This window comes from Pectobacterium atrosepticum (genome assembly GCA_019056595.1).
In the GTDB taxonomy this organism is placed as follows: Bacteria; Pseudomonadota; Gammaproteobacteria; order Enterobacterales; family Enterobacteriaceae; genus Pectobacterium; species Pectobacterium atrosepticum.
This window is the reverse complement of record CP036163.1, coordinates 2,153,642-2,180,219: the sequence shown is the minus strand read 5'-3', so window position 1 is coordinate 2,180,219 and position 26,578 is coordinate 2,153,642. Positions and strand designations below refer to the sequence as shown.

Annotated in this window: 21 protein-coding genes and 1 tRNA gene; 18 read left to right on the top strand and 4 right to left on the bottom strand. The window is 50.5% G+C overall.

From position 1 onward, the window contains the following. Window positions 1–4: 4 nt before the first annotated feature. Complete coding sequence (locus DCX48_10445; protein QXE14891.1) at window positions 5–769, top strand: ABC transporter permease; 765 nt, start codon at window positions 5–7, stop codon at window positions 767–769. Further along, the gene (locus DCX48_10440; GenBank protein QXE14890.1) at window positions 766–1,584 is read left to right on the top strand and encodes an ABC transporter ATP-binding protein; all 819 of its coding nucleotides are present in this window, start codon (window positions 766–768) and stop codon (window positions 1,582–1,584) included. The genes DCX48_10445 and DCX48_10440 overlap by 4 nt, the downstream gene beginning before the upstream one ends. A gap of 71 nt (window positions 1,585–1,655) precedes the next feature. On the opposite strand, the gene DCX48_10435 is transcribed toward DCX48_10440, so the two are convergent. After that, on the bottom strand, window positions 1,656–2,822 hold the full coding sequence (locus DCX48_10435) for an MFS transporter (GenBank protein QXE14889.1): 1,167 nt from the start codon (window positions 2,820–2,822) through the stop codon (window positions 1,656–1,658). A 19-nt stretch (window positions 2,823–2,841) separates the two neighbouring features. Further along, complete coding sequence (locus DCX48_10430; protein QXE14888.1) at window positions 2,842–3,726, bottom strand: LysR family transcriptional regulator; 885 nt, start codon at window positions 3,724–3,726, stop codon at window positions 2,842–2,844. Window positions 3,727–3,978: 252 nt separating this feature from the next. On the opposite strand from DCX48_10430, the gene DCX48_10425 reads away from it, so the two are divergent. The 6 genes from DCX48_10425 (at window position 3,979) to DCX48_10400 (ending at window position 11,013) form a co-directional block, all read left to right on the top strand. Further along, on the top strand, window positions 3,979–4,596 hold the full coding sequence (locus DCX48_10425) for a LysE family translocator (protein QXE14887.1): 618 nt from the start codon (window positions 3,979–3,981) through the stop codon (window positions 4,594–4,596). Between the two features lie 202 nt (window positions 4,597–4,798). Continuing rightward, complete coding sequence (locus DCX48_10420) at window positions 4,799–5,848, top strand: NAD(P)-dependent alcohol dehydrogenase (GenBank protein ID QXE14886.1); 1,050 nt, start codon at window positions 4,799–4,801, stop codon at window positions 5,846–5,848. Between the two features lie 385 nt (window positions 5,849–6,233). Next, the gene (locus tag DCX48_10415) at window positions 6,234–7,946 is read left to right on the top strand and encodes a hypothetical protein (protein QXE14885.1); all 1,713 of its coding nucleotides are present in this window, start codon (window positions 6,234–6,236) and stop codon (window positions 7,944–7,946) included. Between the two features lie 61 nt (window positions 7,947–8,007). Beyond that, window positions 8,008–8,934: a D-2-hydroxyacid dehydrogenase gene (locus DCX48_10410; protein ID QXE14884.1), complete on the top strand. Its 927-nt coding sequence runs from the start codon at window positions 8,008–8,010 to the stop codon at window positions 8,932–8,934. Between the two features lie 222 nt (window positions 8,935–9,156). Next, window positions 9,157–10,635 carry a hypothetical protein gene (locus DCX48_10405; protein ID QXE14883.1) on the top strand — a complete coding sequence of 493 codons (1,479 nt, stop codon included), beginning with the start codon at window positions 9,157–9,159 and terminating at the stop codon, window positions 10,633–10,635. 302 nt (window positions 10,636–10,937) lie between these two features. Continuing rightward, window positions 10,938–11,013, top strand: a tRNA-Gly gene (locus DCX48_10400). 301 nt (window positions 11,014–11,314) lie between these two features. Here the strand turns inward: DCX48_10400 and DCX48_10395 are convergent. Continuing rightward, window positions 11,315–11,824: a hypothetical protein gene (locus DCX48_10395; protein QXE14882.1), complete on the bottom strand. Its 510-nt coding sequence runs from the start codon at window positions 11,822–11,824 to the stop codon at window positions 11,315–11,317. 355 nt (window positions 11,825–12,179) lie between these two features. Between DCX48_10395 and DCX48_10390 the strand changes: the two genes are divergently transcribed. The 3 genes from DCX48_10390 to ahpF all read left to right on the top strand — a co-directional run bounded on the left by DCX48_10390 (window position 12,180) and on the right by ahpF (window position 16,214). Continuing rightward, the gene (locus DCX48_10390; GenBank protein ID QXE14881.1) at window positions 12,180–13,829 is read left to right on the top strand and encodes a DUF4173 domain-containing protein; all 1,650 of its coding nucleotides are present in this window, start codon (window positions 12,180–12,182) and stop codon (window positions 13,827–13,829) included. A 110-nt stretch (window positions 13,830–13,939) separates the two neighbouring features. Then, complete coding sequence (gene ahpC / locus DCX48_10385) at window positions 13,940–14,503, top strand: alkyl hydroperoxide reductase subunit C (protein ID QXE14880.1); 564 nt, start codon at window positions 13,940–13,942, stop codon at window positions 14,501–14,503. A gap of 130 nt (window positions 14,504–14,633) precedes the next feature. After that, window positions 14,634–16,214 (top strand): alkyl hydroperoxide reductase subunit F, encoded by a 1,581-nt coding sequence (gene ahpF / locus DCX48_10380; protein QXE14879.1) that lies wholly within the window; start codon window positions 14,634–14,636, stop codon window positions 16,212–16,214. A 523-nt stretch (window positions 16,215–16,737) separates the two neighbouring features. On the opposite strand, the gene queG is transcribed toward ahpF, so the two are convergent. Beyond that, window positions 16,738–17,877 carry a tRNA epoxyqueuosine(34) reductase QueG gene (queG, locus tag DCX48_10375; protein ID QXE14878.1) on the bottom strand — a complete coding sequence of 380 codons (1,140 nt, stop codon included), beginning with the start codon at window positions 17,875–17,877 and terminating at the stop codon, window positions 16,738–16,740. A gap of 142 nt (window positions 17,878–18,019) precedes the next feature. Here queG and DCX48_10370 point away from each other — a divergent pair, with 142 nt between their 5' ends. From DCX48_10370 to hflX, 7 genes are all read left to right on the top strand, one after another. Continuing rightward, window positions 18,020–19,576: a bifunctional ADP-dependent NAD(P)H-hydrate dehydratase/NAD(P)H-hydrate epimerase gene (locus DCX48_10370; protein QXE14877.1), complete on the top strand. Its 1,557-nt coding sequence runs from the start codon at window positions 18,020–18,022 to the stop codon at window positions 19,574–19,576. Between the two features lie 19 nt (window positions 19,577–19,595). Next, on the top strand, window positions 19,596–20,078 hold the full coding sequence (gene tsaE, locus DCX48_10365) for a tRNA (adenosine(37)-N6)-threonylcarbamoyltransferase complex ATPase subunit type 1 TsaE (GenBank protein ID QXE14876.1): 483 nt from the start codon (window positions 19,596–19,598) through the stop codon (window positions 20,076–20,078). Then, window positions 20,075–21,760 carry an N-acetylmuramoyl-L-alanine amidase AmiB gene (gene amiB / locus DCX48_10360; protein QXE14875.1) on the top strand — a complete coding sequence of 562 codons (1,686 nt, stop codon included), beginning with the start codon at window positions 20,075–20,077 and terminating at the stop codon, window positions 21,758–21,760. The genes tsaE and amiB overlap by 4 nt, the downstream gene beginning before the upstream one ends. Window positions 21,761–21,811: 51 nt before the next feature. Continuing rightward, complete coding sequence (mutL, locus tag DCX48_10355) at window positions 21,812–23,767, top strand: DNA mismatch repair endonuclease MutL (GenBank protein QXE14874.1); 1,956 nt, start codon at window positions 21,812–21,814, stop codon at window positions 23,765–23,767. Further along, the gene (gene miaA / locus DCX48_10350; protein QXE14873.1) at window positions 23,760–24,701 is read left to right on the top strand and encodes a tRNA (adenosine(37)-N6)-dimethylallyltransferase MiaA; all 942 of its coding nucleotides are present in this window, start codon (window positions 23,760–23,762) and stop codon (window positions 24,699–24,701) included. Before mutL ends, miaA begins: the two co-directional genes overlap by 8 nt. A 112-nt stretch (window positions 24,702–24,813) precedes the next feature. Further along, entirely contained in the window at window positions 24,814–25,113 is a 300-nt protein-coding gene (locus tag DCX48_10345; GenBank protein QXE14872.1) for an RNA chaperone Hfq, read from the top strand. A 94-nt stretch (window positions 25,114–25,207) separates the two neighbouring features. Beyond that, window positions 25,208–26,488, top strand: a complete 1,281-nt coding sequence (gene hflX, locus DCX48_10340; protein QXE14871.1) for a GTPase HflX — start codon at window positions 25,208–25,210, stop codon at window positions 26,486–26,488. Window positions 26,489–26,578: the final 90 nt, after the last annotated feature.

The following is a 26,578-nucleotide window of genomic DNA, read 5'->3' as shown; positions in this document are numbered from 1 at the left end:
GATTATGCGTGAGCATTGGACGTCTAAATTACTACCCGCTGTCGGCCCGATTCTGCTGTTTCTCTTTTGGCAATTGGCGGTCAGTGCGAAATGGTTGAACCCCATTTTATTACCTTCGCCGGTCGACACGTTGAGCTATATGTTCCAGTCCTTCGCGGATGTCAGCATGCGTACGGATATCGGCGCGACGCTATACCGTACGCTCGCCGCATTTGGTTTTGCTGCACTGATTGGCGTGCCGCTAGGCGTTATTCTGGGCAGTAATGAAAAGATTTACCGCAGTCTGGAGTTTCTGATCGATTTCTTCCGCTCAACGCCATCGTCAGCGCTGATTCCGCTATTTTTGCTGATTTTTGGGATAACCGACGCGAATAAAATTGCCATTTCAGCTTTTGCCGCCGTGCTGGTGATTCTGTTCAACAGCGCTTATGGCGTGATGAATGCAAAGAAAACCCGTCTGATGGCGGCACAGGTGATGGGGATCTCCCGCTGGCATATTTTTAAAGACATCATGCTGCTCGAAAGCCTGGCACAAACCTTTGTCGGCCTGCGTACCGGCGTGTCGATGGCGTTGGTGATCGTGATTGTCGCGGAGATGTTTATCGGTTCCGAAACGGGGTTGGGGCACCGCATCATTGATGCTCAGCAGGTATTCAATATTCGGGATATGTACGCTTCTATTCTGATTACCGGCGCACTGGGATATCTGCTTAACGTGCTGTTTTTAATAGCAGAAAAACGAATTGTTCACTGGAGTGGCAAAGCATGATGACACCTCGTACTGCGCAAGTGGAAAAATTGGATACGCCGTTGCCGCCTTACCCGGCACCGAACACTCACGTTACCATCCGCGGCTTGAACAAGTCGTTTGCGGGTCAGCCGCTTTATACCGACCTTAATCTGGATTTGCCGCGCGGCAAGATCGTGTCTATTTTCGGGCCGAACGGCTGTGGTAAATCGACGCTGATGAACATGATTGCCGGGCTGATTCCCGTCGATAGTGGCGATATCTTGTTTGACGGCAAAACGCTGGCGGAAACCAGAATTGGGTATGTGTTTCAAAACTATCGTGATGCGCTTTTTCCCTGGATGAGTGCCTGGAAAAACATTGCTTACCCTCTGGTGCGCAGTGGAATGCGCAAACAGGATGTTCAGACGCGCATGGATGAACTGATTGCGATGTTTGATATTCGTTTCGACCTTCAGCGCTACCCGTATGAACTGTCGGGCGGACAGCAGCAGACGGTGTGTATTATGCGGGCGCTAGCGACGGGGCCGGAGGTCATGTTTCTGGATGAGCCGTTCTCGGCGCTGGATTTTGAAATGACGCTGTTCATCCGCGACAAGCTGCAAGAGGTTCAGTTGGCAACCGGCGTGACGATGGTCATCGTGTCACATGATTTGGAGGATGCAGTGTTTCTGGCGGACGAAATTCTGCTGCTGACGCGTCGGCCAACGACAGTGTCGGAGATTGTTCCTTTCGATTTAGTGCGTCCGCGCGGCGCGGAGGTGATGAGCGATCCAGAGTTTATTCGCGTCAAGGCGCACACGCTGGAAGTATTCAAACGCGAAATGGCCGCATAGGGAACACCGATCTGGCCTTCTGCCTCCCAAACTGCAATGGGTTTGGGAGACAGACCGCGAACATTCACTCCTCACTCTTCACTCAGCGAACGCGGTATGTGTTCTTTTCTTAATACGCTCTGTATGCCGACAAACAACACGCCGATGAGTAGCAATAGGACGATGAGGCCGTCGTAACCGTAAAACGTCATCGCTGCGCCGGAGAACAGCGGCCCGGAGATACTGCCCGCAGACCACACCAGCCCCAGAAGAGCATTCATCATAATCAGCCGCTGACCGGCAAATCGTTGACCGGCCCGAACCAGAGATAACGTGTAAAGCCCGCCCGCTGCCGCACCCAGCGCGATGCAGGCTGACGCCAACAGTGAGGGCGAGGAAAACGAGAAGGCGGTACTTATCAGCATCACACAGAAAAGGACGCCGCAGCAGATGTGGGTTTTTATGATGCCGCATTTGTCCGCCAGCCAGCCAATCGGCATTTGAAACAAGGCATCACCGAGAAAGATGAGTGTGACTAATAAGATCGCGGATTTTTCGTCCAGCCCCTGCGCCATGCCGTAGAGCGGAAAGAGCGACAATATGCTGGCGTCAAAGAAGGAGAAGCAGAGTACGCCAGAAGCCATCGCGGGTAGAAAAGGGATAAAGTCCCGATAAGACGCCGAGGACGGATCATCGGCTCGAACCATGCTGGCGCAATTCCTCAGCATAAGCGCACAGGCGCCACATATGCCGCAAATCAGCCATAGCGCATAGGTTTGAATAGTCTCACCAGCGGCAATAAGCAGCGGCCCTATCAGCTGACACCCCGTGAAAACGGAGGCATACAGCCCCGTCAGTGTCGCTTTATGTTTGTCTGACGCTCGGCTGGTGACCCAAGTTTCTCCCAGTACCACAAGGATCCCCGCGGCAAGACCGGTTAACAGGCGGGGCAAAATGAGCGAGACAGGATGCGATAGCAGGAATGAAGCTACGGTTGCTGCTGCCAGAACCATCAGGCTGCCGGATAACAGATATCTGGCGTGCAGGTGACGGCTGAGCCACGGCGTAACAAAGGATGAGAGCATCATTCCCGCCGCTGGGAGTGCAGCCAGAATACCCAGCGTCGTCGTGCTGTGCCCGTGCTCGGCCAGCTTCAAACTGATTAGCGGCAGTGTGTATCCAGTGACTAACCCCACGAGGGAGGCGGCAATAATCATGTTCAGTGTCGTGAAATTAGATTCACGGGAATGGGCAGTCATTGTGCTTCCAGTACGCGTGTTAACAAGGGTCTTCAACTCCAGAAAGGCAGGTGGAAACCTCCTGCATCAGCCACATGTGAAATCGTGCATATTTTTCATTTTGCTCAATGGGAACGGGCGATAACAAGTAATAAGCAGAGCCATCCCGCGCAAATCCATACGGTGCATGCAATTGTCCGCTCCCAATCTCGTCTTGCACCATCAGGAAAGACGCCATTGCCATGCCTAACCCTGAAACCGCAGCCTGAATGCACAGATAAAAATGCTCATAGTCAGCTCTGACGCTGCCTTTGAGGGAGATGTGAGTCTGTCGCTGCCACGTTGCCCACGCTCTTGGGCGCGTTCCGGTATAAAGCAAACGCACTCCCTCCAGACTGTCCTTACGCTCGGCTTTATTGCGACTTACTGGCCCCATCCATTCGTCACACACTTTTATTCCATGCGTGTGCGGCTCCCAGTGAAAATCGTCACGCCGCAGGGCGAGATCAACGCGGCTACGCACGAAATCAATCGGCCCGCCCGCTGCGACCAGATGAAGTTTGATATCGGGATTCGCCTGATTAAAAGCAGGCAGTCGCGGAATCAGCCATTTCATGGCAATGGTGGGTTCGCATGACAGCGTCAGTACATCATCCTGCGCACCTTGCTGTAGCCGATATACCGCCCCTTCAAGCTGCTCAAAGACGGACTGTGTGACCGTGTGCAAAGAACGGCCTGCCGCGTTCAAAAAGATCGCTCGATTGCGTCGTTCAAACAGCTCAACCCCTAGCGCGTCTTCCAGCAACCTAATTTGTCTGCTGACTGCACCGTGCGTGACATGCAGGGACTCGGCGGCTTTAACAAAGCTACCTGTTTGTGCGGCTGCTTCAAAGAAGCGAAAAGAGGCTAATGAGGGAAGTTTCATATACACGATGAAATTTGACAGATTTACACCAAGATAAATCGCTTTTTTGACACATGCAAACGCTGAATAATCACACTGTCTTCAAGCAGGAAGAAGCGTAATAGCTTAAATAGTGAGGCGATATTGTGGGAGTAGTGCGGTTGATAGCCGTATGGCAACTACAGTCGCTGTATGTCTCTTCTAATCCACCCGCTACCCATCTGTGCAAAATCATCGTGAAAGATGATGGTTTACCGAACAAGGAAAACGTGAATGAATGAGTTAATTGCCGTCGCGACGATCACTATTTTGGCGGTTATCAGCCCTGGGCCAGATTTTGCTATGGTCACCCGAAATAGCTATGCGTTTGGCTCGCGTGCCGGGTTACTCAGCGCGTTTGGCATTGCCTGCGGCGTCCAAGTTCATGTGATGTATACCGTTTTTGGCATCGCGGTATTCATTGTTAACTCCCCGATGATATTTATGGCGATGAAAATTCTGGGGGCGTCATATCTGATTTATCTGGGGTATAAATCATTAACCAATACGACAAAAATAAAATTAGAAGAGGCATCCGGTCATGCACCATCATCGCTGGCTGCGTTTCGTATGGGCTTTCTCACCAATGCGCTTAACCCGAAAACGATGCTGTTTGTCGTCGCCACCTATACCCAGGTCGTGCAGCCCGGCAGCCCAATGAGCCATAATTTTGGCTACGGGTTATTCATGTCGGTGGCGCACTGGGTCTGGTTCAGTATTGTTGCGCTGTTTTTTGCTGCACCGGCTATGCGTCGTCGGCTGATCGACCGCCAGCGTCTGGTCGACAAAGGTATTGGTATTGCCCTGATTGCTTTAGGTGCTTCTCTGGCGTTTACCAAAATGACTCTCTGAGGGATAACAGCGGGAAATAAAACGGCCTGCAATAAACGCGACTTCTAAGTGCGATAGCCTGCGCATAAAGAAATGGAGGATCGGGCAAGAAAACAGTCGGAATGCTATACCTGTTTGCAGAGAGGATTTAGGAAAATAGCGTGTTTCTCGACATAACCTGTTTTTCAACTTGATCGGTTTCTCAACAGAAAAGGAAATAGCCATGCTTGTACACGCGTATGGAGCCCATGCGGGCGACAAACCTCTTGAGCCGTTGAAGATCGTCCGACGTGCGCCGGGAGCTCATGATGTTCAGATTGAGATTGCGTACTGCGGTATTTGCCATTCGGACCTGCATCAGGTGCGTGCTGAATGGGCTGGAACGCAGTTTCCCTGCGTACCTGGACATGAAATTGTCGGAAGGGTGTCTGCGGTAGGGCCACATGTTTCCGCTTTTAAGGCTGGCGATCTGGCCGGGATCGGCTGCATCGTGGACAGTTGTCGGCACTGTGAAGAATGCGATGAGGGTTTAGAGAACTACTGTGACGGGATGGTCGGCACGTATAACGGCCCGACAGCAGACGAACCTGGATGGACGCTTGGCGGCTACTCCCAACAAATCGTCGTGCATGAGCGCTATGTGCTGCGTGTCCGCCATACTGAGGCAGAGCTGGCTGCCGTCGCGCCTCTGCTGTGCGCCGGAATTACCACCTATTCACCGCTGCGGCACTGGAATGCAGGGCCGGGTAAGAAGGTTGGTGTTGTGGGGATCGGCGGGCTTGGCCACATGGGGATCAAACTGGCGCATGCGATGGGGGCCTATGTCGTGGCGTTCACCACGTCTGAATCCAAACGTGAAGATGCAAAAGCGCTGGGGGCAAACGAGGTTGTGGTGTCTCGTAATGCCGAGGAAATGGCGGCGCATGCAGGCAGCTTCGATTTAATCCTGAATACCGTGGCCGCTCCGCACGATCTGGATGCATTTCTGGTCCTGCTGAAACGAGATGGTGCGTTGACGCTAGTCGGTGCGCCTGCGTCGCCACATCCTTCTCCCAACGTGTTCAATCTGATCATGAAGCGTCGTACGGTGGCGGGATCGATGATTGGTGGCATTCCTGAGACGCAGGAGATGCTGGATTTTTGTGCCGAGCACGGGATTGTTTCAGATATTGAGCTGATCCGGGCTGACGAAATCAATGAGGCCTACGAGCGGATGCTCAAAGGTGATGTGAAATATCGCTTTGTCATTGATAACGCCACGCTGAGTGCCTGATTAGCCTGTGTCCCACAGCACCCACTTCTCGGTGCTGTGGGGTTATCACAGGATGATTGATCACGCCTTCTCTACATCTGAGAAAAACCAACCCATCGTAATTTCCTGTCACTAAAGAAATGTGGATGCGCTACTATCCGTCGGTACTATCCATCCTTACACCAACACGTTGATTTTCCTTATCTATAGCAACGAAAAGGATCAGTTAAAACGGACGTTTATCTTGGTTTAGCTCTCCTGCTATCTTCGCTACACCTCACTGTTATGGGATAACGGGAAAGGCAAAAAATAGCGTGCTTCGTGCTACCTTCGGCGATTGGTAAACACCATCAATACTGTTTTTTGGGGTAAAGTTTCATCTGCGATAAAAAGGAAAAAGAGAGAAATGGCGGATAGTTACTCAAACGAAACCGGGGTATCACCACAGCACGAACTACCTTTGCGGGATGAATCGCTTAAGGCTATCAGCGAATGGTTTGACGCGTTGGAGAAAAGAGTCGGTGTGGATAAGATCGTATCGCGAACAACGCTGCAAGCGGGTATCCATAACGATGTGGTACTGGATTATGCGCCGGGCCGGACGTCAATATCCTCTGAATCAAAAAGTGACGCAGACGGGCTGTCGCCCGGTAGCCGAAAAGGGGAATTGAGTGTTGCGCAGATAGAGGAATATGTGGTTCCTGCGCTGACTCAGGCTATTGCCCTGCGGGTACAGAAACTGGCAGATACTGCGGTGATTGACTATCGGTTTTGCTTCCGTGCCGTACTCCCGGCAATCGAAGGTCGTCTGCTGGTTACGCTATTTACGTTCACCAACGAGGTGAAAAAACAGCAGCTACTTGAGTCTATTTACGTCTATATCGAGCAGCATCTTACTCATGGCAATGCGCCGACTGAGACGCTGCAAACTTTCTTTCTGGCTCGCCACCTGCTTGATGTACAGCTTTTCCCCTCGCAGGATATCCATTGGATCATGACTCAGTTTGAAAAAATTCAGCAGCGAAATGCAGGACATGCAGAATTGTTGGAACATCGGCGCAGAATCGTCGGTGCGTTAAAAGGATGGGTCGATCAGCAGTTTTTGTTGCGCTATTGCGACGTGTCTCAGTCCGAATATTTTTCCGAACCGGAAATCTATACCCTCAAACCCGGTATCGCATTGGATTTGCAGGATCCACAAACGCTTCACCCTGTTGAATTAGTGCTTTATGCGGCAGTCATGATTCTGCGTTATGAACCTTCCTACAGTAAATCCCAGGCTCTGGAATATCTGGATATCGCGAAGCAGTTGGGCCATCCGCGTGCGGTAAGCATGATGGAAGAGGGAAGCGGCACATTTGAACAAGCGCTGATCAACCTGAAAAATGAATGGGTGGAATGCGTGGCGAATGATGTGTTTTCTACCATCACGATACGTGTTCGTAAGGAAAGTACTGAAGCGTATGAGCAGTCGCTGCTTTTCATCACGCGTTTACTGATGTTTGGTTTTCCAAAGAGTTACAAGATTATCCTGAAATCGTCGGCGCGACAGTACCTTCCCATCAAAGGGTTAGCAAAATCGGATACCCATCGCTTTTTTGCTAACGCGTTGCAGTATGCATCGATCCATCCGCCTCTTGAGGATTATGCGCGTGCTGCGATTGAGAAATTTGAATGGTATGCCGATTCGGAAGGCGAGAAGTGCAGCATGCCGGGAAGCTATGCGGTATTCGGACTGGGTCTGACCGATGCAGGGTATTTCCCGCTCGTAAAAGATTATATGGAAAGCGTGGATGACGAGCACCAATCGGTACACGTTGGCTTCATCCATGCGTTTTTCGATAAGCATGGCGTGATGGCACAGAACGTGGTGGCGCTGGTTGCCTGTCTGAGCCACGCGACGGAAAGCCTAAAGTTGAACATGTTGCCCGCACTAGAAGGTGATGCTTTGTTCGAACAACTGGTCGAAGAGGTGCGGAGGCGAGAACCTGCTGTGATAGAACATATCTTATATCTCATCTGGGGCAATGCCAAAAAGCTCGCCGCACTGGTGAAGAAATCAGAATCGAAGCGCGGCGCGTTATTGACGTCGCTCATTCAGGCTTCGGCCGAATCTTAAATGTAATGATGACAATATTGGGGGGCGGCGCAGGTGCCTCACCCCGTAAAGGAACGTGCTTATGACCGCTATTCTGCTGCTGGACTCGCGTGCTGATGAAATCGGCTCCATCTTAAATCATGGGGCACCGGAGCTTGAGCTGGTGCTGTCAAACGGTACGGCAGAGCAGGCCGCGAGTTGTCCGATTTGGTTGGGGGAACCTGACACCGCAGCAGCATTACTGGCTCAGGGAGCCAAGCCGAAGTGGCTACAGTCTACCTGGGCAGGGTTCAAGCCGTTGTTGGCTGATGGGCTACCGCGAGATTATCGTTTAAGCCGCGCTGTTGGCGTGTTTGGGCAACCGATAGCCGAATATGTGATTGCCTATATGCTCAGACATGAGTTGCGTCTGGGGGAACGGCAAGTCAGTCAGGAAGAACGGCGCTGGGATCATCGCTTGCCGGGCTCGCTGGCAGATAAAAACGTGCTGATTGTTGGTGCAGGGGAGATCGGCTGTGAAGTCGCAGGTTTTCTACGGCCTTTTGGCGTCGAGCTATACGGCATTGTTAGTACGCCAAGACTGCGGCCTGATTTTAAACGGATCATGAGCCTTGCGGAACTGCCCGCCGCGGTGCCGGAGGCTGATTATGTCATCAACCTTCTGCCAGATACCTCGGCGACTACCGATATCTATGATGCTAATTTTTTTGCGGCCATGAAGCCTTCGGCACTGTTTATCAATGTCGGGCGCGGTAGTGCTGTCGTTGATGATGATTTGCGATCGGCGCTACGTGATGCGCAGATTGCAGGCGCGGTACTGGATGTATTCAGGCAAGAGCCGTTGCCTTACAGCCACCCGTTCTGGAAAACACCGAACCTGACGTTAACGGCACACATTGCCGGACCGATGGTGCCGGGGCTGATGGGAAGGTTATTTCTCGATAATTTCTCTCGCTTCCATGCTGATAATACGCTGCGTGGAGAGGTAGATTTTAGTCGTGAGTATTAAATGATTATCTGGAAAATTAAAACGAGTGAATTAATTACCTTAATAATAATTGTAATTCACTCATTTAAAATAATTTCATTTTAAATATTTTTGTAAAAATTCATTGAGATTATTTTTCATGTCGATGCAATACTATGCTCGCTTAAAATCCAATGTTTGTTAATTTATAAATAATAAGTCTGCTTTTTATTTGAAAATACTCAAAAATAAGGAAATATTGGGATGAAATATCATCGTTTAAATTTATACCTCGCGGCAGCCGGATTGGTATTCTGCATGGGTTCTGCGTTTGCAGAAACCAGCGTTTCCGTGGAAGTGAAGGATATCGGGAAACTGCAAAAAAAAGGCACAGTTTCTCTCTTTGATGCACCAAATAGTATGCAAGCGGATGCCGGAAGTTATTATAAGTTTCACAAAGCCGAAAATGAGGGGGTTGTCGTTATTACCCCTAATGCATCAAGTGCACAGACTGATGCCAAAAGCGCACAAAAAAAGTCATTATCAAGCAATCAGGCTCTGGCCAATGACAGTTCATTCACTCCTCTGTGTCCGACACTTTCAGTAAACTCAATTTATACGCTGGATGGGCTGCAAAGTGGGGGTAGCGCTTGTTATCATTTTGAAATTACCCAGCGTTCTAAAACAACCGCTTTCGTCGTAGGAATGAGTCCTGAAACAGATATTGCGCTCAGTTTGATGCGGGACGATGGCCAGAATAATGTGACGGCAATTAATTATTCTGATCAAGAAGGGAATGCTGATGAGGCTACGCTGGATTTAACACAACCGGGACACTATTATTGGTTCATGGAGGCCAAGACAGCAGATGGTTCTGGTTTTAATTTTGGTGCCATCGTTAATACAGATGTCGATGCGTATGAGTTAAATGATATTCCCTCTCTGGCCTTCCCGCTGCCTGATAACCTGAATAAAATTGAAGCTAATTCTGATAGCGATTCTGATGCGGATTACTATGTATTTACTGCAATACGTGGCCAGCAAGTTTTACTTAGCTTGAATGGATTGACGAGCGGAACCAATAACAACTGGTTACTGGCGTCTTCCGCTGATGGAGGGAACACCTGGACAACCCGTAATACCGGACAGGAAATTACCATCACTCCATCTCAACTGAATGAAAAGATTTTGGTTAGAGTATTGCCTAATCCATCACGATTACCGACCGTTTCTCAGAAATATAAGCTGACTTTAGGCTCCAAAATTGCCAGGTTTAGCCATTCTGTTTCGGGGGAAAGCACCGTTCTGCGTATTCCAAATGCAGCACCAACGGCTTATGGTTTTATGACCACGCAAGCCTATCGGGATGTTACCTGGCAAGTTACACTGGCTGATTCAACCGGGGCTGGTATTCCAAATATTGTTGTAATTCTTAGACTCAATCAACGAGAAAATAATGGAATTCTGGACTTTGGCCCGAACACTGACCACGGGATAATAACGGGTGCAAACGGGAGTGCTTCGGGATCTGTGAAATTGGATAACTGTTATGCCGATTACACTACACAGTTCCAGGACTACAGTCAGGGCTACATCAATACGTGGAGAACAACCTACGATGTGGGTGGATGGCGCATTGAAATCCCAGATCAGAGTGGCGTTGGTGTGGGTGGCAATAACTCAACTCACGTCACATTTGGGCATATCTGCAAGCAAACTTTGTTGAAAAGCGTAAAATCTTGATACGCAAGCAAATGAAAGATCGGGCCGCCTTACTTTAGGCGGTCTGGTTGTGGAGGCGGGCTTATGGTTTTGCCTCCATAGCACTGAGTTGGTTGAGGCTGTACGTGTACGGCAATGTTTTTCAGTGAAAAGGGGGTTGCCACGTTAGGTTGATTGGTACATAATGCTGACCGTTGAATCGCTATGTCAGTAAATAGTGATGTAATTCATTTAGTTACATGCGATTTGGCAGGGTTAATTAGTTTTGGTTTCAGCAGGGTTTGCTTTTTGCTGAAAGTAAAAGATAATAAATCCGATTCTATGCGGGAATAGCTCAGTTGGTAGAGCACGACCTTGCCAAGGTCGGGGTCGCGAGTTCGAGTCTCGTTTCCCGCTCCAAAGTTTTTGTACTATAGACGTCCATGAAAGTCTGTAGCTCTCCGATTCAACAAGATAATCGCTCCTTTAGCATCCAGCAAAGTCCGCTTAAAACCACCGTCAAGCACGCCGAAGTACTAAAAAATTACTACAATAAAGTCAGACGGTTATGGGTTGGGGCGTTTGCTGAGCCCCTTCCCTGTGCGCGTTACACTGTCCGTGACCTCTAGAGCCCCGATTCGGGCATGGTGTCAATAAAGATAATCGACAACTATTACCATGAAAAATCATGTGGATTATGCATACACGATATAAAGTGTAGTTATTTACTCAACACCATTTGTTCCCAATCAACGACTGATGCTGCAATGCATTCCATCTTGGTCGATGGAGTAGTGGTTGATTTTTCACTTGATGCTACAATTTCAACGTTAACTAAACAATCAGTTGTCGCCGTTTGAATATTATAAACCGATGGTTCTGAGCTTTTTTTCTCATAACGAACTGAACTACTTAAGTTAGATTTTTGTGATTTGAGAAGAATGGATGATTGTTTAGGAAGAAATATCCCCCCTTTTTCTATAACTACTTCATTATTGATGTCTTTATAATCAGGTACGGTTATAAAAATTCTTTTTATTGCAATATCGATCTGCCCTGTATTAGAAATAAGCAATGACATATCAGATGATGTGCTAGAAACGGTAGATAATGACACCGAAACCTTATTGCTGGCATAGAAATAATCCCAGCAATAAGCTCCAGCAGATACAACTATCGCTGCTGCCGCTAAAAGTTCTGATACAAATGTAGCAATTTCTGTTTTTGACATAAGTTCACTTTTTTATGTGATTACATGGTTTTCCATATTAATGGGAGATGCTGATAAAAGATAAATGCTCACTACTATTCGTAGTGTTATTTTTTAATTATCATCGCTTTTTTATGTGTATCTACATATCTCTGACGAGCACTGTAAATATCCTTTATTGTGGGAAAGAATATATTAACGACATGCCAGCTTCAACATTTTCTCAATTATCAGTGCCGTTTAATGTGGTAAGTGTAGAAAATTTTGTTATTATTTGAATTGTATTTATCTCTCTACCTCGCATCATTCGAGCGGTGAAAAAAGCAGTACACCAATAGCTCGGTACATGACGAGTTCATCGATAAAAGGATTTTCCATGCCTGTTCGTTCCCCATCGTTAAGGTTTTATCTGGTTATTGGCCTGCTTCAGGGACTTTTGCTTGTTGCCGCGCTCGAAATGAAAGAAGGCGTTCTTCAGGCAATGTTGATAACGATGGCGACGGTTGGCGGAATCAGTCTGCAATGGCTGGAGCGTACGCTCTTCTTGAAAAAGACGTGGCTATTGGCCAGCGTGCTAACCGTGCTGATGACTGCAATCAGCGGCTGGGTCCTTTCTGAAAGTGGATTATTCCGGCTGCTGGATTCTTGGATATTGTGTGGCACTCTCCTCGGTTATATCGCCTGTACGTTTATTTGCTGTTGGCCAACCCAGGAAGGGCGATGGCCGTCCTATGAAGCACTCTGTAAACACGCTTGGATCGCTATTTTTACTGTGCTATTGGCCTGGCTATTAGTGCTGGTAGTCGTGCTGCTGCTCGTACTGTGCGGCATGCTGTTTAACATGTTGGGTTTCCCGCAGGTTAATAAAGTATTCGGTCATTATCGATTCTATATGCTGCTCTTGCCGGTGGTGTTTTCTATCGGCATGTATATCGGAATGAGCAAGGAAGCGGTGATTGGGTTGTTGCGTGGGATCCTGTTATCGGCGTGCCGTTTCTTGTTGCCGTTTAGTGCGTTGATCACGGTGGTTTTTACCTTAACGCTGCCTTTTAGCGGCCTTGAACCGATATGGAATACCGGTCGTTCCACCGTCATTCTGCTGTGCTTGGTGGGCGTGAACCTCTTTTTGATCAACTGCACGTCTCAGGATGATAACGAAGGGCGAACTTATCCGACGCTGCTACGCGGGCTGGTTAGTGTCAGTGTGCTGTGTCTGCCTGTTTTGGTCGCGTTAGCGGGCTATTCCAGCTGGCTGCGCATCGAGCAGTATGGCCTAACGCCTTTCCGCTTTCAGTCGATCTTCGTGGTGGCAGTTGTGATGCTTTACAGTCTGGCGATGGTGTGGGCTGTCATTCGTCGCTCAGATGTCTGGTTGGGACATTTGCGCATGAGCAATCCGCTGCTCGCTGCCGTCATCTGCGTTCTGGTGATATTGCTGCATACGCCGTTGTTAAACCCAGAGGCGTTTAGCGCGAGAAATCAGGTTCAGCGCCTGCTTAGTGGAAAAACGCCGGTCGATGAGTTCGATCTATGGGCGCTGCGCGATGAGCTGGGAACTGCGGGCAGGAAGCAGTTTATCTGGCTGAATAAAGAATTGGAGCAAGACCGAATACTGGATGCTACAGGGCGTCAGGCACTGCGCGATCGGTTGCAGGGGCGAGCAGCAAAAGTTCGTCCTGTTCAGGTTGAATGGGTGGGTCCGTTGGAAGACGGGGTTGAAAGCATGTTGCAGAGCAATAATCTGGGTAACCGATGCAGAGAGGAAGCTTGCCTGCTCTTTGCGATTGATTTGACGGGTGATGGCCATAACGAAGTGCTCATTTTTCCTCGGGCTGGCTGGGGAGGCGGTGGCAAGATCCTTGCTCGCGATGAAAAAGGACAGTGGCAGATTGCAGCCAACCTGTTTGGCACCATAGGTACGCAGCAGCTGATTGAGCTGATTAAGGACGGTGAGGTTGAGGTTGTTACGCCACGCTTCAAAACCGTCAGAATCGGCGACCAGAATATGGAGATCACGTATCCCTGATTCGGCGTCAAGTTAGGTATTACTTATTGATTCGATAAAGACAACGGATTGGTGATAGCGATCACATTTCTGTACTTTAGTCACATGCGAAAACACATGAGGATAAAGTGATGTCAGTAATTAATACCCAAGTTAAACCATTCAAAAATATGTCTTTCAAAGACGGTCAATTCATCGAAGTGACTGAGAAGAACATCGAAGGCAAATGGAGCGTGTTCTTCTTCTATCCGGCTGACTTTACGTTTGTCTGTCCGACCGAACTGGGTGATGTCGCTGACTACTACGACGAATTCCAACAGCGTGGCGTGGAAATTTACTCTGTTTCCACCGACACCCACTTCACGCACAAAGCGTGGCACAGCACCTCTGAAACCATTGGTAAAATTAAATACACCATGATCGGTGACCCAACGGGTCAACTGACGCGTAACTTTGAAAACATGCGCGAAGCAGAAGGTCTGGCCGATCGCGGTACGTTCATCGTTGACCCACAGGGCATCATCCAGGCAGTAGAAATCACGGCTGAAGGTATTGGTCGCGATGCCTCTGACCTGCTGCGCAAAGTGAAAGCGGCTCAGTACGTTGCTTCTCACCCAGGCGAAGTGTGCCCAGCCAAGTGGAAAGAGGGCGAGGCTACGCTGGCTCCTTCTCTGGATCTGGTTGGCAAAATCTAAGCTAACACCACGGAAAACATAGCTGTTTTGTCGGGTGCATTGCACCCGACTTTTATGGCCCGGCTCCTTTTCGGGCCAGCACCCTGCATGATTTTGCCTTTGTACCAATTTGCCTAATTAAGGACGACCGATGCTCGACAATACGATGAAAGTCCAGTTGAAAGCCTATCTGGAAAAATTAACCAAACCTGTTGAGTTAATTGCGACTCTGGATGATTCCGCTCAATCTGCTGAAGTCAGAACCTTGCTGACCGAGATCGCCGAGTTGTCTAATCAGGTAAGCTTTATTGAAAATAATACAGTGGTTGAAAAGAATGGCCAGCCAGCACGTAAGCCTTCTTTTTTGATTACTAATCCAGGCTCCCAAAGCGGCCCGCGTTTTGCCGGTGCACCGATGGGACACGAATTTACCTCCCTGATTCTGGCGTTATTGCAGGTGGGTGGACATCCGTCGAAAGAAGCGAAAGAATTACTCGATCAAATCCGTAATCTTGACGGTTCGTTCCATTTTGAAACGTATTACTCGCTGTCCTGCCACAACTGCCCGGACGTGGTGCAGGCGCTGAATTTAATGGCGGTTTTGAACCCAAATATCACCCATACCGCAATAGACGGTGGCGTGTTCCAGGATGAGATTCAAAGCCGTAATGTCATGGGCGTCCCCACCATTTTCCTGAACGGCGAACACTTCAGTCAGGGGCGGACAAGCCTCGCAGAGATTGTGACTAAAATCGATACCGGCGCGGGCGCTAAGCAGGTTGATAAGCTGAACCAGCGTGATGTCTATGATGTGTTAATCATCGGTAGCGGCCCAGCAGGCGCGGCTGCGGCGGTCTATTCGGCGCGTAAAGGCATCCGCACTGGGTTAGTCGGCGAACGCTTTGGCGGTCAGGTGCTGGATACCGTTGATATCGAAAACTATATTTCCGTCCCGAAAACGGAAGGTGCCAAACTGGCGACCGCGTTGAAGAGCCATGTTGACGACTATGATGTCGATGTTATCGACGCGCAGAGTGCAGAAGCCTTAATTCCCGGCGGCGAACCGGGTAAACCGCATCAGGTGATCACCGTATCCGGCGCGACGCTGAAAGCGCGTAGCGTGATCATTGCGACTGGCGCGCGCTGGAGAAACATGAATGTCCCTGGCGAAGATCAGTATCGTACGCGTGGCGTAACGTACTGCCCACACTGTGATGGACCGTTGTTTAAAGGCAAGCACGTCGCGGTGATTGGTGGCGGAAACTCCGGTGTAGAAGCGGCTATCGATCTGGCTGGTGTGGTGAAACATGTCACGCTGCTTGAGTTTGCACCGGAACTGAAAGCGGATTCGGTATTGCAGGAGAAAGTACGTAGCCTGCCGAACGTTGACATCATCCTGAATGCGCAAACCACAGAAGTGAAAGGCGATGGACAGAAAGTGACGGGTCTGAGCTACAAAGATCGTATTACCGATACGGTACACGATTTACCGCTGGAAGGGATCTTCGTGCAAATAGGCCTGTTGCCTAACACCCACTGGCTGGAAGGTACCGTAGCCAGAAACCGCATCGGTGAAATTGAGATCGATGCCAAGTGTGAAACCAGTGTGAAAGGTGTCTTTGCTGCTGGCGACTGTACGACTGTGCCGTATAAACAGATCATCATCGCGACGGGTGAAGGAGCAAAAGCGTCCTTGAGCGCATTTGATTACCTCATCAGAACTCGTGCGTAATATCGGACTATGAGAGAGGGGCACATTCGCCTCTCTCCTGCTGCTCTGACGACGATCTTTACTTTCCGCGCGGCGATGTCTCATAAAAGAGACATCGCCGCGTTTTTTTGCTTTTCATCGTAGAATTTTTCTTTTGATCGTAAAAAGTAGAGCTCAACCCTTGCCAAGGGACAATAAGAAATTCATAATGCTGGCCGCTCTGTGTTGTTGTCTGTTTTTACTCTCTACATAACACCGTATTTCGAGCGCTAGCGTTACCTCAATTCACATCATTTTTTATCAATTAATACAAAAAATAATATTCTTCTTAACAGACTTATCCACAGATTGTTTGTTGGTTATTTATTAATCACGCTATATTATTGATAAAATGCTATAGAATATCTTATTGATATTTATCCATAAATTTTACCTATAAAACGTTATAACGATCACTTGTACTTTTTGTGACAGTTGATTGGCAACGGTTTTTTTTATTTATGCACAGCGCGTACGACAAACTGATGACAATCCTTTGAGCCACTCACGCATCGCGCGGTAATCCTTTCTCTACTGCACGAATAAGTCGCTTTTTCTGCGTGGATTGGACGTCAATTTCCAGTGACGCGCGGCGTTCCAACTGCTGGTGAATCGCCCAATGGATATGTTCATCCAACAGTTCGCTTTCACCCAGACGGGTTTGTAGTGCCAGCACGATTCTATCCTGATAGGGTGCATTTCCCAGTGCGACGGCAATATTGCGTAGCCAGCGGAGATGTCCGATGCGCCGGATCGGCGATCCTTCCGTAATTCGCAGAAATTTCTCTTCATTCCAGCCAAATAATGCCAGCAGCTCCGGCGTATGCAGCACGGCACGTGGGCTGAAGTCGGCCTCATCGGTGAGCTGTGAAAATCGGTTCCACGGACAAATAAGCTGACAGTCGTCGCAACCATAGATGCGGTTGCCCATCAGCGGACGGAACTCTTCGGGAATCGAACCTTCCAATTCGATGGTCAGATAGGAAATGCAGCGGCGGGCATCAACAGTATAAGGTGCGACAATCGCGCCGGTTGGGCAGGTCGTCATGCAAGCGACACATCGGCCACACTGTTCTTCCTGTGGCCGATCAACGGGCAGAGGTAAATCGATCAGCAGTTCACCGAGAAAGAACCAGGAGCCTGCTTCTCTATTTAGAATTAGTGAGTGTTTACCAACCCAGCCAAGCCCGGCTTTTGCGGCTAAAGGACGCTCCATAATGGGAGCAGAATCGACAAATGGGCGAAAATTCAATTCACCGCAGTATTCCTGAATCTGGTCGCCGAGCTTTTTCAGGCGCTGACGTAATAGCTTGTGGTAATCGCGACCCAGCGCATAACGGCTAACGTAGCCGAGCTCTGGGTTCTTTAAGGTACTCGCAAATGCCGCTTTGGCGGGCAAATAATTCATACGAACGCTGATGACGCGTAGCGTACCGGGCAGCAGTTCGTGCGGACGCGCCCGCAGCATGCCATGGCGTGCCATCCAGTCCATTTCTCCGTGGTACTGCTTATCTAGCCAAGCCTGAAGCCGAGGCTCTTCTACGGACAGATCGGTGTCGCAGATGCCGACCTGCTGGAATCCCAATGCCTGTCCCCATTGTTTGATGTGTTGCGCTAATTCATTGAGATCGTAGGGGTATGACATGATGGGCCACAGAAATAAACAAGACGCGCTGATGTTACCATATTCGCGTCGCAGAGCCGATGCTTGCTGAGATGCGCGGAATGCTGGCGGTCGTTTAGGTTGCTTGCTAATTTTAAGTCATTGTCATGAAAACTAAGAGCAAATGATGAAGGGTCACGATCGGAAGCGAGAGGGTGATTTGCCTGACTCGGTGTTTTACGCCGAATGGGTGCGCCGTGAAGAGGCTAGGGCAGCCCGCGAATCAGGGATTTCGCTGTGGGAACTCATGCAACGTGCGGGAGAAGCTGCATTTTTGGTGGCTCGCCAGTGCTACCCCTCGGCCCGACGTTGGCGGGTGCTGGCTGGACACGGCAATAACGGCGGCGATGGATATGTGGTTGCCAGTTTGGCGCTGGCGGCGGGCATGGCCGTGGATGTTGTTGCCTGCGCCAGCGATAAACCGCTGCCTGATGATGCCAATCTTGCTCGGCAGCGCTGGTTGGATCAAGGTGGCCGTGTTGAAGAAGTTCGTGCGCAGGATGATGTTGATACGCTGTGGCCGGAAGGGATCGATCTCATTATTGATGGTTTACTGGGAACAGGCCTTTCTGCTGCACCGCGTGCACCCTATGCGGCGTTAATTTCTCAGGCAAATATCTATCTTGCGCCCATTGTTTCACTGGATATTCCCTCAGGCTTACATGCTGAAACCGGCGCCTGCGCTGGCATCGCGATCTGTGCGTCGCAGACGGTGACGTTTATCGCGCTGAAACCGGGGCTACTGACTGGTCGTGCCCGTGAACAGGTTGGGAAACTTCATTATCACTCTCTGGGATTGCAAGCGTGGCTGAACGATCAAACCGCGCCGATACGGCGACTAACTGCGGCGCAGCTTCCCGAATGGCTGACGCCGCGTTCAGCCGGACAACATAAAGGGGATAACGGCAGGTTGCTGGTGGTGGGGGGAAATGCGGGTTTAGGTGGTGCGGTATTGATGGCTGCCGATGCGGCGCTACACAGCGGCGCAGGCTTAGTGCGAGTACTTACTCACAAACAGTACCAATCGGCGTTTCTGACGGTTCGACCCGAGTTGATGGTGCAAGAATTGACGACAGATACGCTGCGGAAAGGGCTCGAATGGGCTGATGTCGTGGTGATTGGGCCGGGTTTAGGGCAGGATGAATGGGCTAAAAACGCGCTACGTTTGGCAGAAAATTGTAACAAACCCATGTTATGGGATGCGGATGCACTCAACCTGCTGGCAATCAATCCGCATAAGCGGCAGAATCGCGTGCTGACACCTCACCCCGGCGAGGCGGCTCGTTTACTGAATTGCCGCGTGTCTGATATTGAAAGTGATCGCTTACTTGCGGCCACAAAGCTGGTAAAACGCTATGGTGGTGTTGTCGTATTAAAAGGTGCGGGAACGGTGATTGCCAGCGAGAACGAAGAGGTCGCTATTGCTGATGTGGGAAACCCCGGCATGGCGACAGGTGGCATGGGTGATGTGCTGTCAGGTATCGTTGGTGGTTTGCTGGCGCAAAAGCTCTCGCTGTATGATGCTGCTTGTGCTGGGTGTGTCGTACACGGTGCGGCGGCCGACTGGCTGGCGACGCGACGTGGCACCCGAGGTATGCTGGCAACCGATTTACTGCCTGTGTTGTTCCGTTATGTGAATCCCGAGCGGATGTTTCCAGAGCCGATATTTTTAGAACAGTAGATATTCTTAGAACAATAGAATGAAAAAAATAGTCTTACTTCTGCCTGATGAGGCAGCAACCATTTCATTAGGCACGGCGCTGGCGAAAGCCTGCGATGGTGCTTGTGTTATCCATCTTTATGGCGATCTCGGTGCCGGGAAAACGACGTTTAGTCGTGGATTCCTACAGGCGCGCGGTCATCAGGGCAATGTCAAAAGCCCCACTTATACGCTGGTAGAGCCTTATGCGTTATCGCCACTGACCGTCTATCACTTCGATCTCTATCGACTGGCTGACCCGGAAGAGTTGGAGTTTATGGGGATCCGCGATTATCTGACGCGAGATGCTATTTGTCTGATTGAATGGCCGCAGCAGGGGGCAGGCGTGCTGCCCGATGCGGATATCGAGCTGCATTTGCGCTATCAGGATGAGGGCCGACAGGCTGAGCTGTCTGCGGTCTCCGCGACGGGAGACGCGATGTTACAACGTTTTTCTCTTCAGCCAGGAACAACAGAATCATGATGAGTCGTATGGTTAAGCTGTTCATCGGCGTATGGCTGTTGCTAGCAGGATCGGCGTGGGCGGCCAATTTGTCGGATATCAAGGTGGACAATGCGTCAGGTCAGGCCACGGTGCGTCTGAGCTTTAGCGGTCAGCCTATTTATGCTTTTTTCCCGCTCAGCAACCCGGCCAGAGTGGTCATCGATATTCGCCAGACCGGCGTTATTCAGGGGTTGCCGTTGGATTTCAGCGGGCAAAATCTGATTAAGCGTGTGCGTACCAGTAATGCTCAGGACGCAGAAAGCCTGCGTCTGGTACTGGATTTGACTCAGGCAGCCAAGACACGAGCGGTTACGCAAAAAGAAGGGGCTGGATACGTTGTTGTTTTCACCATCACCGGTGATAAAGCGAAAACGGTACAAGCTTCAGCGCCTCCTGCTACACGGCAGCAAAATAGCGCGCCAGCAGAACCTGCAAAAAACCCGTTTATCAACAAACCGACTGTTGTCGTAAATAGCAGTTCGTCGTCTACCCGAGTACCAGCCCGACAGAGTAATGAACGGATCGTTGTGGCGATTGATGCCGGTCACGGGGGACAAGATCCTGGTGCGATTGGCACGAACGGGCTGCGGGAGAAAAATGTCACCATTTCTATCGCTCGTAAGTTACAAACTTTACTGAATAACGATCCTGCCTTTAAAGGCGTATTAACGCGCGACGGTGACTACTTTATCTCCGTCATGGGGCGTTCAGATGTGGCGCGTAAGCAGGGTGCGAACCTGTTAGTGTCGATTCATGCGGATGCCGCGCCGAACCGTAATGCCAAAGGCGCGTCTGTTTGGGTGTTGTCCAACCGCCGGGCGAACAGCGAAATGGCAAACTGGCTGGAACAACATGAGAAACAGTCTGAACTGTTGGGTGGGGCGGGCGATCTGCTAGCGAACAGCAGCGCGGATCCTTATCTCAGTCAGGCGGTGCTGGATCTGCAATTTGGCCACTCCCAGCGGGTCGGATATGACGTCGCGACCAAGGTGCTGCGTGAGCTCCAGCGCGTCGGGGGGCTGCATAAACGACGCCCTGAGCACGCCAGTCTGGGCGTATTGCGCTCGCCAGATATTCCTTCTCTGCTGGTGGAAACCGGGTTTATCACCAATGTCTCGGAAGAGCGACTGTTGGGGAGTAACGACTATCAGGAAAAAATCGCCAATGCGATTTATCAGGGGCTGAGGGGGTACTTCCAGACGCATCCGATGCAATCTGTTCCCAAAAACGCTCTCCCAAAGCAGGAAAGCCGGCCTCTACAGCCGGCGGCAAATGATACAGCGGCATCGGACAGCAGCGTAACGGTGGCGAAAACGAGTGCGGGCAGCACGCGTCATACCGTCGCACGTGGCGAAACACTTTCTTCCATTGCCCGGCGTTATAGCGTCAGTCTCGCGGCTATGCGTGATGTGAATAAGCTGAATAAAGACATCGTCTGGGTTGGACAGCGTTTGAATATTCCGGCGACAGGGTCGAAGCAGACGGCATCAACGCCTGTTCCCAAAAAGGCAGCACCGGTGAAGCATAAGGTCATAAAGGGTGATAGCCTGAGTGCGATTGCTGCGCGTTACGGTGTCAGCATGAAAGAGATCCAGCAGGCGAATAATATGCGCTCCGGTTCGGTACAACTGGGGCAAACGCTGATTATACCGTCCGCCTGATTCTTCATGCTGGCGATGTCGATAGATTGAGGATAGTAAGAGGGATACGCCATGCCGATTCAGGTGCTGCCACCGCAGTTGGCTAACCAGATTGCCGCCGGAGAAGTGGTTGAGCGTCCGGCTTCGGTCGTGAAGGAGCTGGTGGAAAACAGTCTGGATGCAGGGGCGACCCGAATTGATATCGACATAGAACGCGGCGGTGCGAAACTGATCCGCATTCGTGACAATGGTTCGGGCATCGGAAAGGATGAATTAACGCTAGCGCTGGCGCGTCATGCGACCAGTAAAATTGCCACGCTCGACGATCTGGAAGCGATCGTTAGCATGGGGTTTCGTGGCGAAGCGCTGGCGAGTATCAGTTCCGTCTCCCGTTTAACCCTCACATCACGTACAGCCGAACAATCCGAGGCCTGGCAGGCCTACGCCGAAGGGCGCGATATGGCGGTGACGGTCAAGCCAGCAGCTCATCCTGTGGGCACCACGCTGGAAGTGCTGGATCTGTTTTACAACACGCCCGCCCGCCGTAAATTTATGCGCACGGAAAAAACCGAATTCACCCATATTGATGAGGTCGTGCGCCGCATTGCACTGGCACGTTTCGATGTCGCCATCACGCTGCATCATAACGGTAAGCTGATGCGGCAGTATCGTGCAGCACCGGATAAAAATCAGTATGAACGCCGTTTAGGCAGTATCTGCGGTGCGACCTTCTTACAGCATGCGCTCGCGGTGTCATGGCAACACGGCGATCTCACCATTCATGGCTGGGTTGCCGATCCGGTTGGAGCGAAACAGCTGCCTGATATGCAGTATTGCTACGTGAACCAGCGCATGATGCGCGATCGGCTCATTAATCATGCTATCCGGCAGGCTTATCAGGATCAGCTTAGCGACGAGCAGCAGCCCGCCTATGTTTTGTATCTGGAAATTGACCCGCATCAGGTTGATGTCAATGTTCATCCTGCCAAGCAGGAGGTGCGGTTCCATCAGGCGCGATTGGTGCATGATTTCATCTATCAGGCCGTGATGTCCGTTCTACAGCAGGCCTCTGCGCCACGGCTTGATATGACAGAACCAGAGACCGGAAAGCCCGTGCAATGGCAGCAGGAAAATCGTCCTGCCGCAGGCGAAAACCATTTTGCCCAGCCGCCGCGTACCACTAATTCGCCGTCGTATAGCGGGAAAGCACCGCGCACAGGTCAGGCGCGAGAATCCGCGAATTCGGGCTACCAGCCGGAGAATCCGTATCAGAAAAAGCAGGATGAGTTGTATAAAGCACTGCTGCAACCGACGGATAATGGAGCAAGTACACCGCCGTCTGGCATTGCTGCGCCATCCACGGTATTACATGATTCGTGCCCGAATCGAACCGCGACGAACACAGCAGCCAGCAATAATAAGCAACGCGCGCTGGTTGAGTCACCGCTGGAAAGTCAATCGACTGGGTTTGGGCGAGTACTCACGGTTTATCCACCGTGCTACGCGCTGTTGGAGTACCATAAGGGGTTAGCGATACTGTCGCTTCCCGTTGCTGAACGCTATCTAAAAGTCGTGCAGTTGACGCCATCCGAAGAGGGCCTGCGGGCACAGCCGTTACTGATTCCGCAGCGCCTGACGCTGAGTAAATCTGAACTGAACGTCTTGTCTACTCATCACACTTTGCTGACGCGTTTTGGTATTGATGTATTCGTTGAGTCACAGCGAGCCACATTGCGTGCCGTACCTTTACCATTACGCCAACAAAATTTACAAAACTTGATCTCTGAACTGATAGGCTATCTGGCCGACTATCAGACGGTTGAGACACAACAAGTGGAACCTGACGCGTTGGCGTCGTGGATGGCAACGCGATTGCAGAGCGAGCAGGAAAACTGGAGCCATTCTCAGGCCATACAATTACTGGCGGATGTCGAGCGGCTTTGTCCGCAGTTGGCGAAAACGCCGCCGTCTGAACTTTTATATATGATGGACATCCATGATGCCATCAAGGCTTTAAAGCATGAGTGATGTAGAAAACGCGTCGTTGCCGCCCGCCATTTTTATCATGGGGCCGACGGCGTCAGGAAAAACGGCATTGGCGATGACGCTACGAGAATATTTGCCGGTAGAGTTGATTAGCGTAGATTCCGCCCTCATCTATAAAGATATGGATATTGGGACGGCGAAACCGAGTGCGGATGAGCTGGCACGGGCACCGCATCGGCTAATCGACATTCTCGATCCGACGGAGTCCTATTCTGCGGCCGATTTTCGCCGCGATGCGCTACGTGAAATGGCGGACATTACCGCTGCCGGGCGCATTCCCCTCTTGGTGGGGGGGACGATGCTGTATTTCAAGGCGCTGCTAGAGGGGCTTTCTCCTCTGCCACCAGCCGATGCCGCAGTGCGCCAGCGCATTGAAGAGCAGGCAAAAGAAATCGGTTGGGAAGCGATGCATCGGCAGCTTAGTGAGATCGATCCGACAGCGGCAATTCGGATTCATCCAAATGATCCGCAGAGACTCTCGCGAGCACTGGAAGTTTTTTTCATTTCAGGTAACACTTTAACTGAACTGACAAAAACGTCTGGCGACGCGCTGCCCTATCAGGTTCATCAGTTTGCTATCGCTCCGGCGATGCGTGAATTGTTGCATCAGCGAATTGAACAGCGTTTTCACCAGATGTTGGCGGCGGGTTTTGAGACAGAAGCCCGGGCATTGTTTGCCCGGCACGACCTTCATACGGATATGCCCTCTATTCGTTGCGTGGGTTATCGCCAGATGTGGTCATATTTATCCGGTGAAATTGATTACGATGAGATGGTTTATCGGGGAGTTTGTGCGACGCGTCAGTTGGCGAAGCGGCAAATGACCTGGCTGCGCGGTTGGGATGATGTCTGCTGGCTGGATAGCGAAAACCCGACTGAGGCACTGGACAAGGTAATACAGGTTGTTAGTGCATAGGTTGAGTGATTGTGTACAATCGGTGAGTCTCAGCGTGCAAGTTTTTTACACCGTTATTTTAGAGCCGTTGGGCTCTTTGTTACAAACAACATACAAATAAGGAAAATATAGAATGGCTAAGGGGCAATCTTTGCAAGATCCGTTCTTGAACGCTTTGCGTCGTGAACGTGTTCCGGTTTCGATTTATTTGGTGAACGGTATTAAGTTGCAAGGTCAGATCGAGTCTTTTGATCAGTTCGTGATTTTGTTGAAAAACACGGTAAGTCAGATGGTTTATAAGCACGCCATCTCTACAGTTGTTCCCTCTCGCCCAGTCTCTCACCATAGCAATAATCCAGGCGGCAGCAACAACTATCACGGTAGTAACACGACTGCTCAGCAGCAGTCGCAGGATGCTGATGACGCCGAATAAGGCGTATTGTCAATTCACCACGGCGCGGGAGAGCTGGACGCATCGCTCGGCTCCTTCGCTGTGGTGTTTTTTGCTCGTTTGAGAGGTTACTCGCTTGTTTGACCGTTATGAATCAGGTGAACGGGCCATATTAGTTCATGTTTTTTTCTCGCAAGATAGAGATACTGACGATCTGCTGGAGTTTGAATCTCTGGTTTCTTCTGCCGGTATTGAGTCCTTGCAGGTTGTTACTGGTAGCCGTAAGGCTCCTCACCCCAAGTATTTTGTCGGGGAAGGCAAAGCCGAAGAAATTGCTCAGGCAGTAAAAGAAACTGGCGCGTTTGTCGTGCTGTTTAATCATGCGCTGACGCCTGCTCAAGAACGTAATCTAGAGCGTTTGTGCGAGTGCCGAGTGATCGATCGTACCGGATTGATTTTAGATATTTTTGCCCAGCGTGCGCGTACTCACGAGGGGAAATTACAGGTAGAGCTTGCACAGTTGCGCCACCTTGCAACCCGACTGGTTCGCGGTTGGACGCACCTTGAACGCCAGAAAGGCGGTATCGGTTTGCGTGGCCCAGGTGAAACCCAGCTTGAAACCGACCGTCGTTTATTGCGTAATCGAATCAGTCAGATACTGTTGCGTCTCGAACGGGTAGAAAAACAGCGTGAACAGGGGCGCCGGTCACGAGTTCGCGCCGATGTTCCCACTGTTTCGCTGGTGGGCTATACCAACGCGGGTAAATCCACGCTGTTTAACAAGATTACATCGGCGGGCGTCTATGTCGCCGATCAGTTATTTGCCACACTGGATCCAACATTGCGCCGCATTCAAGTGGATGATGTCGGTGATACAGTGCTGGCGGATACCGTAGGTTTTATCCGACAGTTACCCCACGATTTGGTGGCTGCGTTTAAGGCTACATTACAGGAAACACGTCAGGCCTCACTGCTACTGCACGTTGTTGATGCCGCCGATCCTCGTCTTGACGAGAATATCGACGCGGTTAATGACGTGCTGGCGGAAATCGAGGCGGATGAAATACCTGCGCTGTTGGTAATGAACAAGATTGATATGCTGGATGATTTCGTTCCGCGTATCGATCGCAACGAAGAGAATCTACCGATACGTGTCTGGCTTTCAGCACAGACAGGTGACGGTATTCCGTTGCTATTTCAGGCATTGACTGAGCGGCTTTCCGGGGAAATCGCACAATATACCTTGCACCTTCCCCCGCAGGCAGGACGCTTGCGTAGTCGTTTTTACCAGCTTCAGGCAATAGAAAAAGAATGGATTGAAGAGGATGGGCAAATTGGTCTGGTTATTCGTATGCCGATTGCTGACTGGCGCCGCCTCTGCAAAAAAGAGCAGGAACTGATGGACTATATTGCCTGACTGGCAAAAAACAGTCTGAACGGCGAAATAGTTTGACGGACTCTGGGATATTGAACCTGAAGAACACCTATCATAAAGAATGGAGCTAAA

Excerpts from the sequence above, each read along its gene's own strand:
- DCX48_10425 (QXE14887.1), top strand. The coding sequence starts at position 3,979 with ATGAATGAGTTAATTGCCGTCGCGACGATCACTATTTTGGCGGTTATC.
- DCX48_10440 (QXE14890.1), top strand. The coding sequence starts at position 766 with ATGATGACACCTCGTACTGCGCAAGTGGAAAAATTGGATACGCCGTTG.
- ahpF (QXE14879.1), top strand. The coding sequence starts at position 14,634 with ATGCTCGACAATACGATGAAAGTCCAGTTGAAAGCCTATCTGGAAAAA.
- DCX48_10430 (QXE14888.1), bottom strand. The coding sequence starts at position 3,726 with ATGAAACTTCCCTCATTAGCCTCTTTTCGCTTCTTTGAAGCAGCCGCA.
- DCX48_10390 (QXE14881.1), top strand. The coding sequence starts at position 12,180 with ATGCCTGTTCGTTCCCCATCGTTAAGGTTTTATCTGGTTATTGGCCTG.
- DCX48_10415 (QXE14885.1), top strand. The coding sequence starts at position 6,234 with ATGGCGGATAGTTACTCAAACGAAACCGGGGTATCACCACAGCACGAA.
- tsaE (QXE14876.1), top strand. The coding sequence starts at position 19,596 with ATGAAAAAAATAGTCTTACTTCTGCCTGATGAGGCAGCAACCATTTCA.
- DCX48_10420 (QXE14886.1), top strand. The coding sequence starts at position 4,799 with ATGCTTGTACACGCGTATGGAGCCCATGCGGGCGACAAACCTCTTGAG.
- amiB (QXE14875.1), top strand. The coding sequence starts at position 20,075 with ATGATGAGTCGTATGGTTAAGCTGTTCATCGGCGTATGGCTGTTGCTA.
- DCX48_10410 (QXE14884.1), top strand. The coding sequence starts at position 8,008 with ATGACCGCTATTCTGCTGCTGGACTCGCGTGCTGATGAAATCGGCTCC.
- ahpC (QXE14880.1), top strand. The coding sequence starts at position 13,940 with ATGTCAGTAATTAATACCCAAGTTAAACCATTCAAAAATATGTCTTTC.
- DCX48_10370 (QXE14877.1), top strand. The coding sequence starts at position 18,020 with ATGATGAAGGGTCACGATCGGAAGCGAGAGGGTGATTTGCCTGACTCG.
- DCX48_10395 (QXE14882.1), bottom strand. The coding sequence starts at position 11,824 with ATGTCAAAAACAGAAATTGCTACATTTGTATCAGAACTTTTAGCGGCA.
- mutL (QXE14874.1), top strand. The coding sequence starts at position 21,812 with ATGCCGATTCAGGTGCTGCCACCGCAGTTGGCTAACCAGATTGCCGCC.
- DCX48_10435 (QXE14889.1), bottom strand. The coding sequence starts at position 2,822 with ATGACTGCCCATTCCCGTGAATCTAATTTCACGACACTGAACATGATT.
- DCX48_10445 (QXE14891.1), top strand. The coding sequence starts at position 5 with ATGCGTGAGCATTGGACGTCTAAATTACTACCCGCTGTCGGCCCGATT.
- DCX48_10345 (QXE14872.1), top strand. The coding sequence starts at position 24,814 with ATGGCTAAGGGGCAATCTTTGCAAGATCCGTTCTTGAACGCTTTGCGT.
- miaA (QXE14873.1), top strand. The coding sequence starts at position 23,760 with ATGAGTGATGTAGAAAACGCGTCGTTGCCGCCCGCCATTTTTATCATG.
- DCX48_10405 (QXE14883.1), top strand. The coding sequence starts at position 9,157 with ATGAAATATCATCGTTTAAATTTATACCTCGCGGCAGCCGGATTGGTA.
- queG (QXE14878.1), bottom strand. The coding sequence starts at position 17,877 with ATGTCATACCCCTACGATCTCAATGAATTAGCGCAACACATCAAACAA.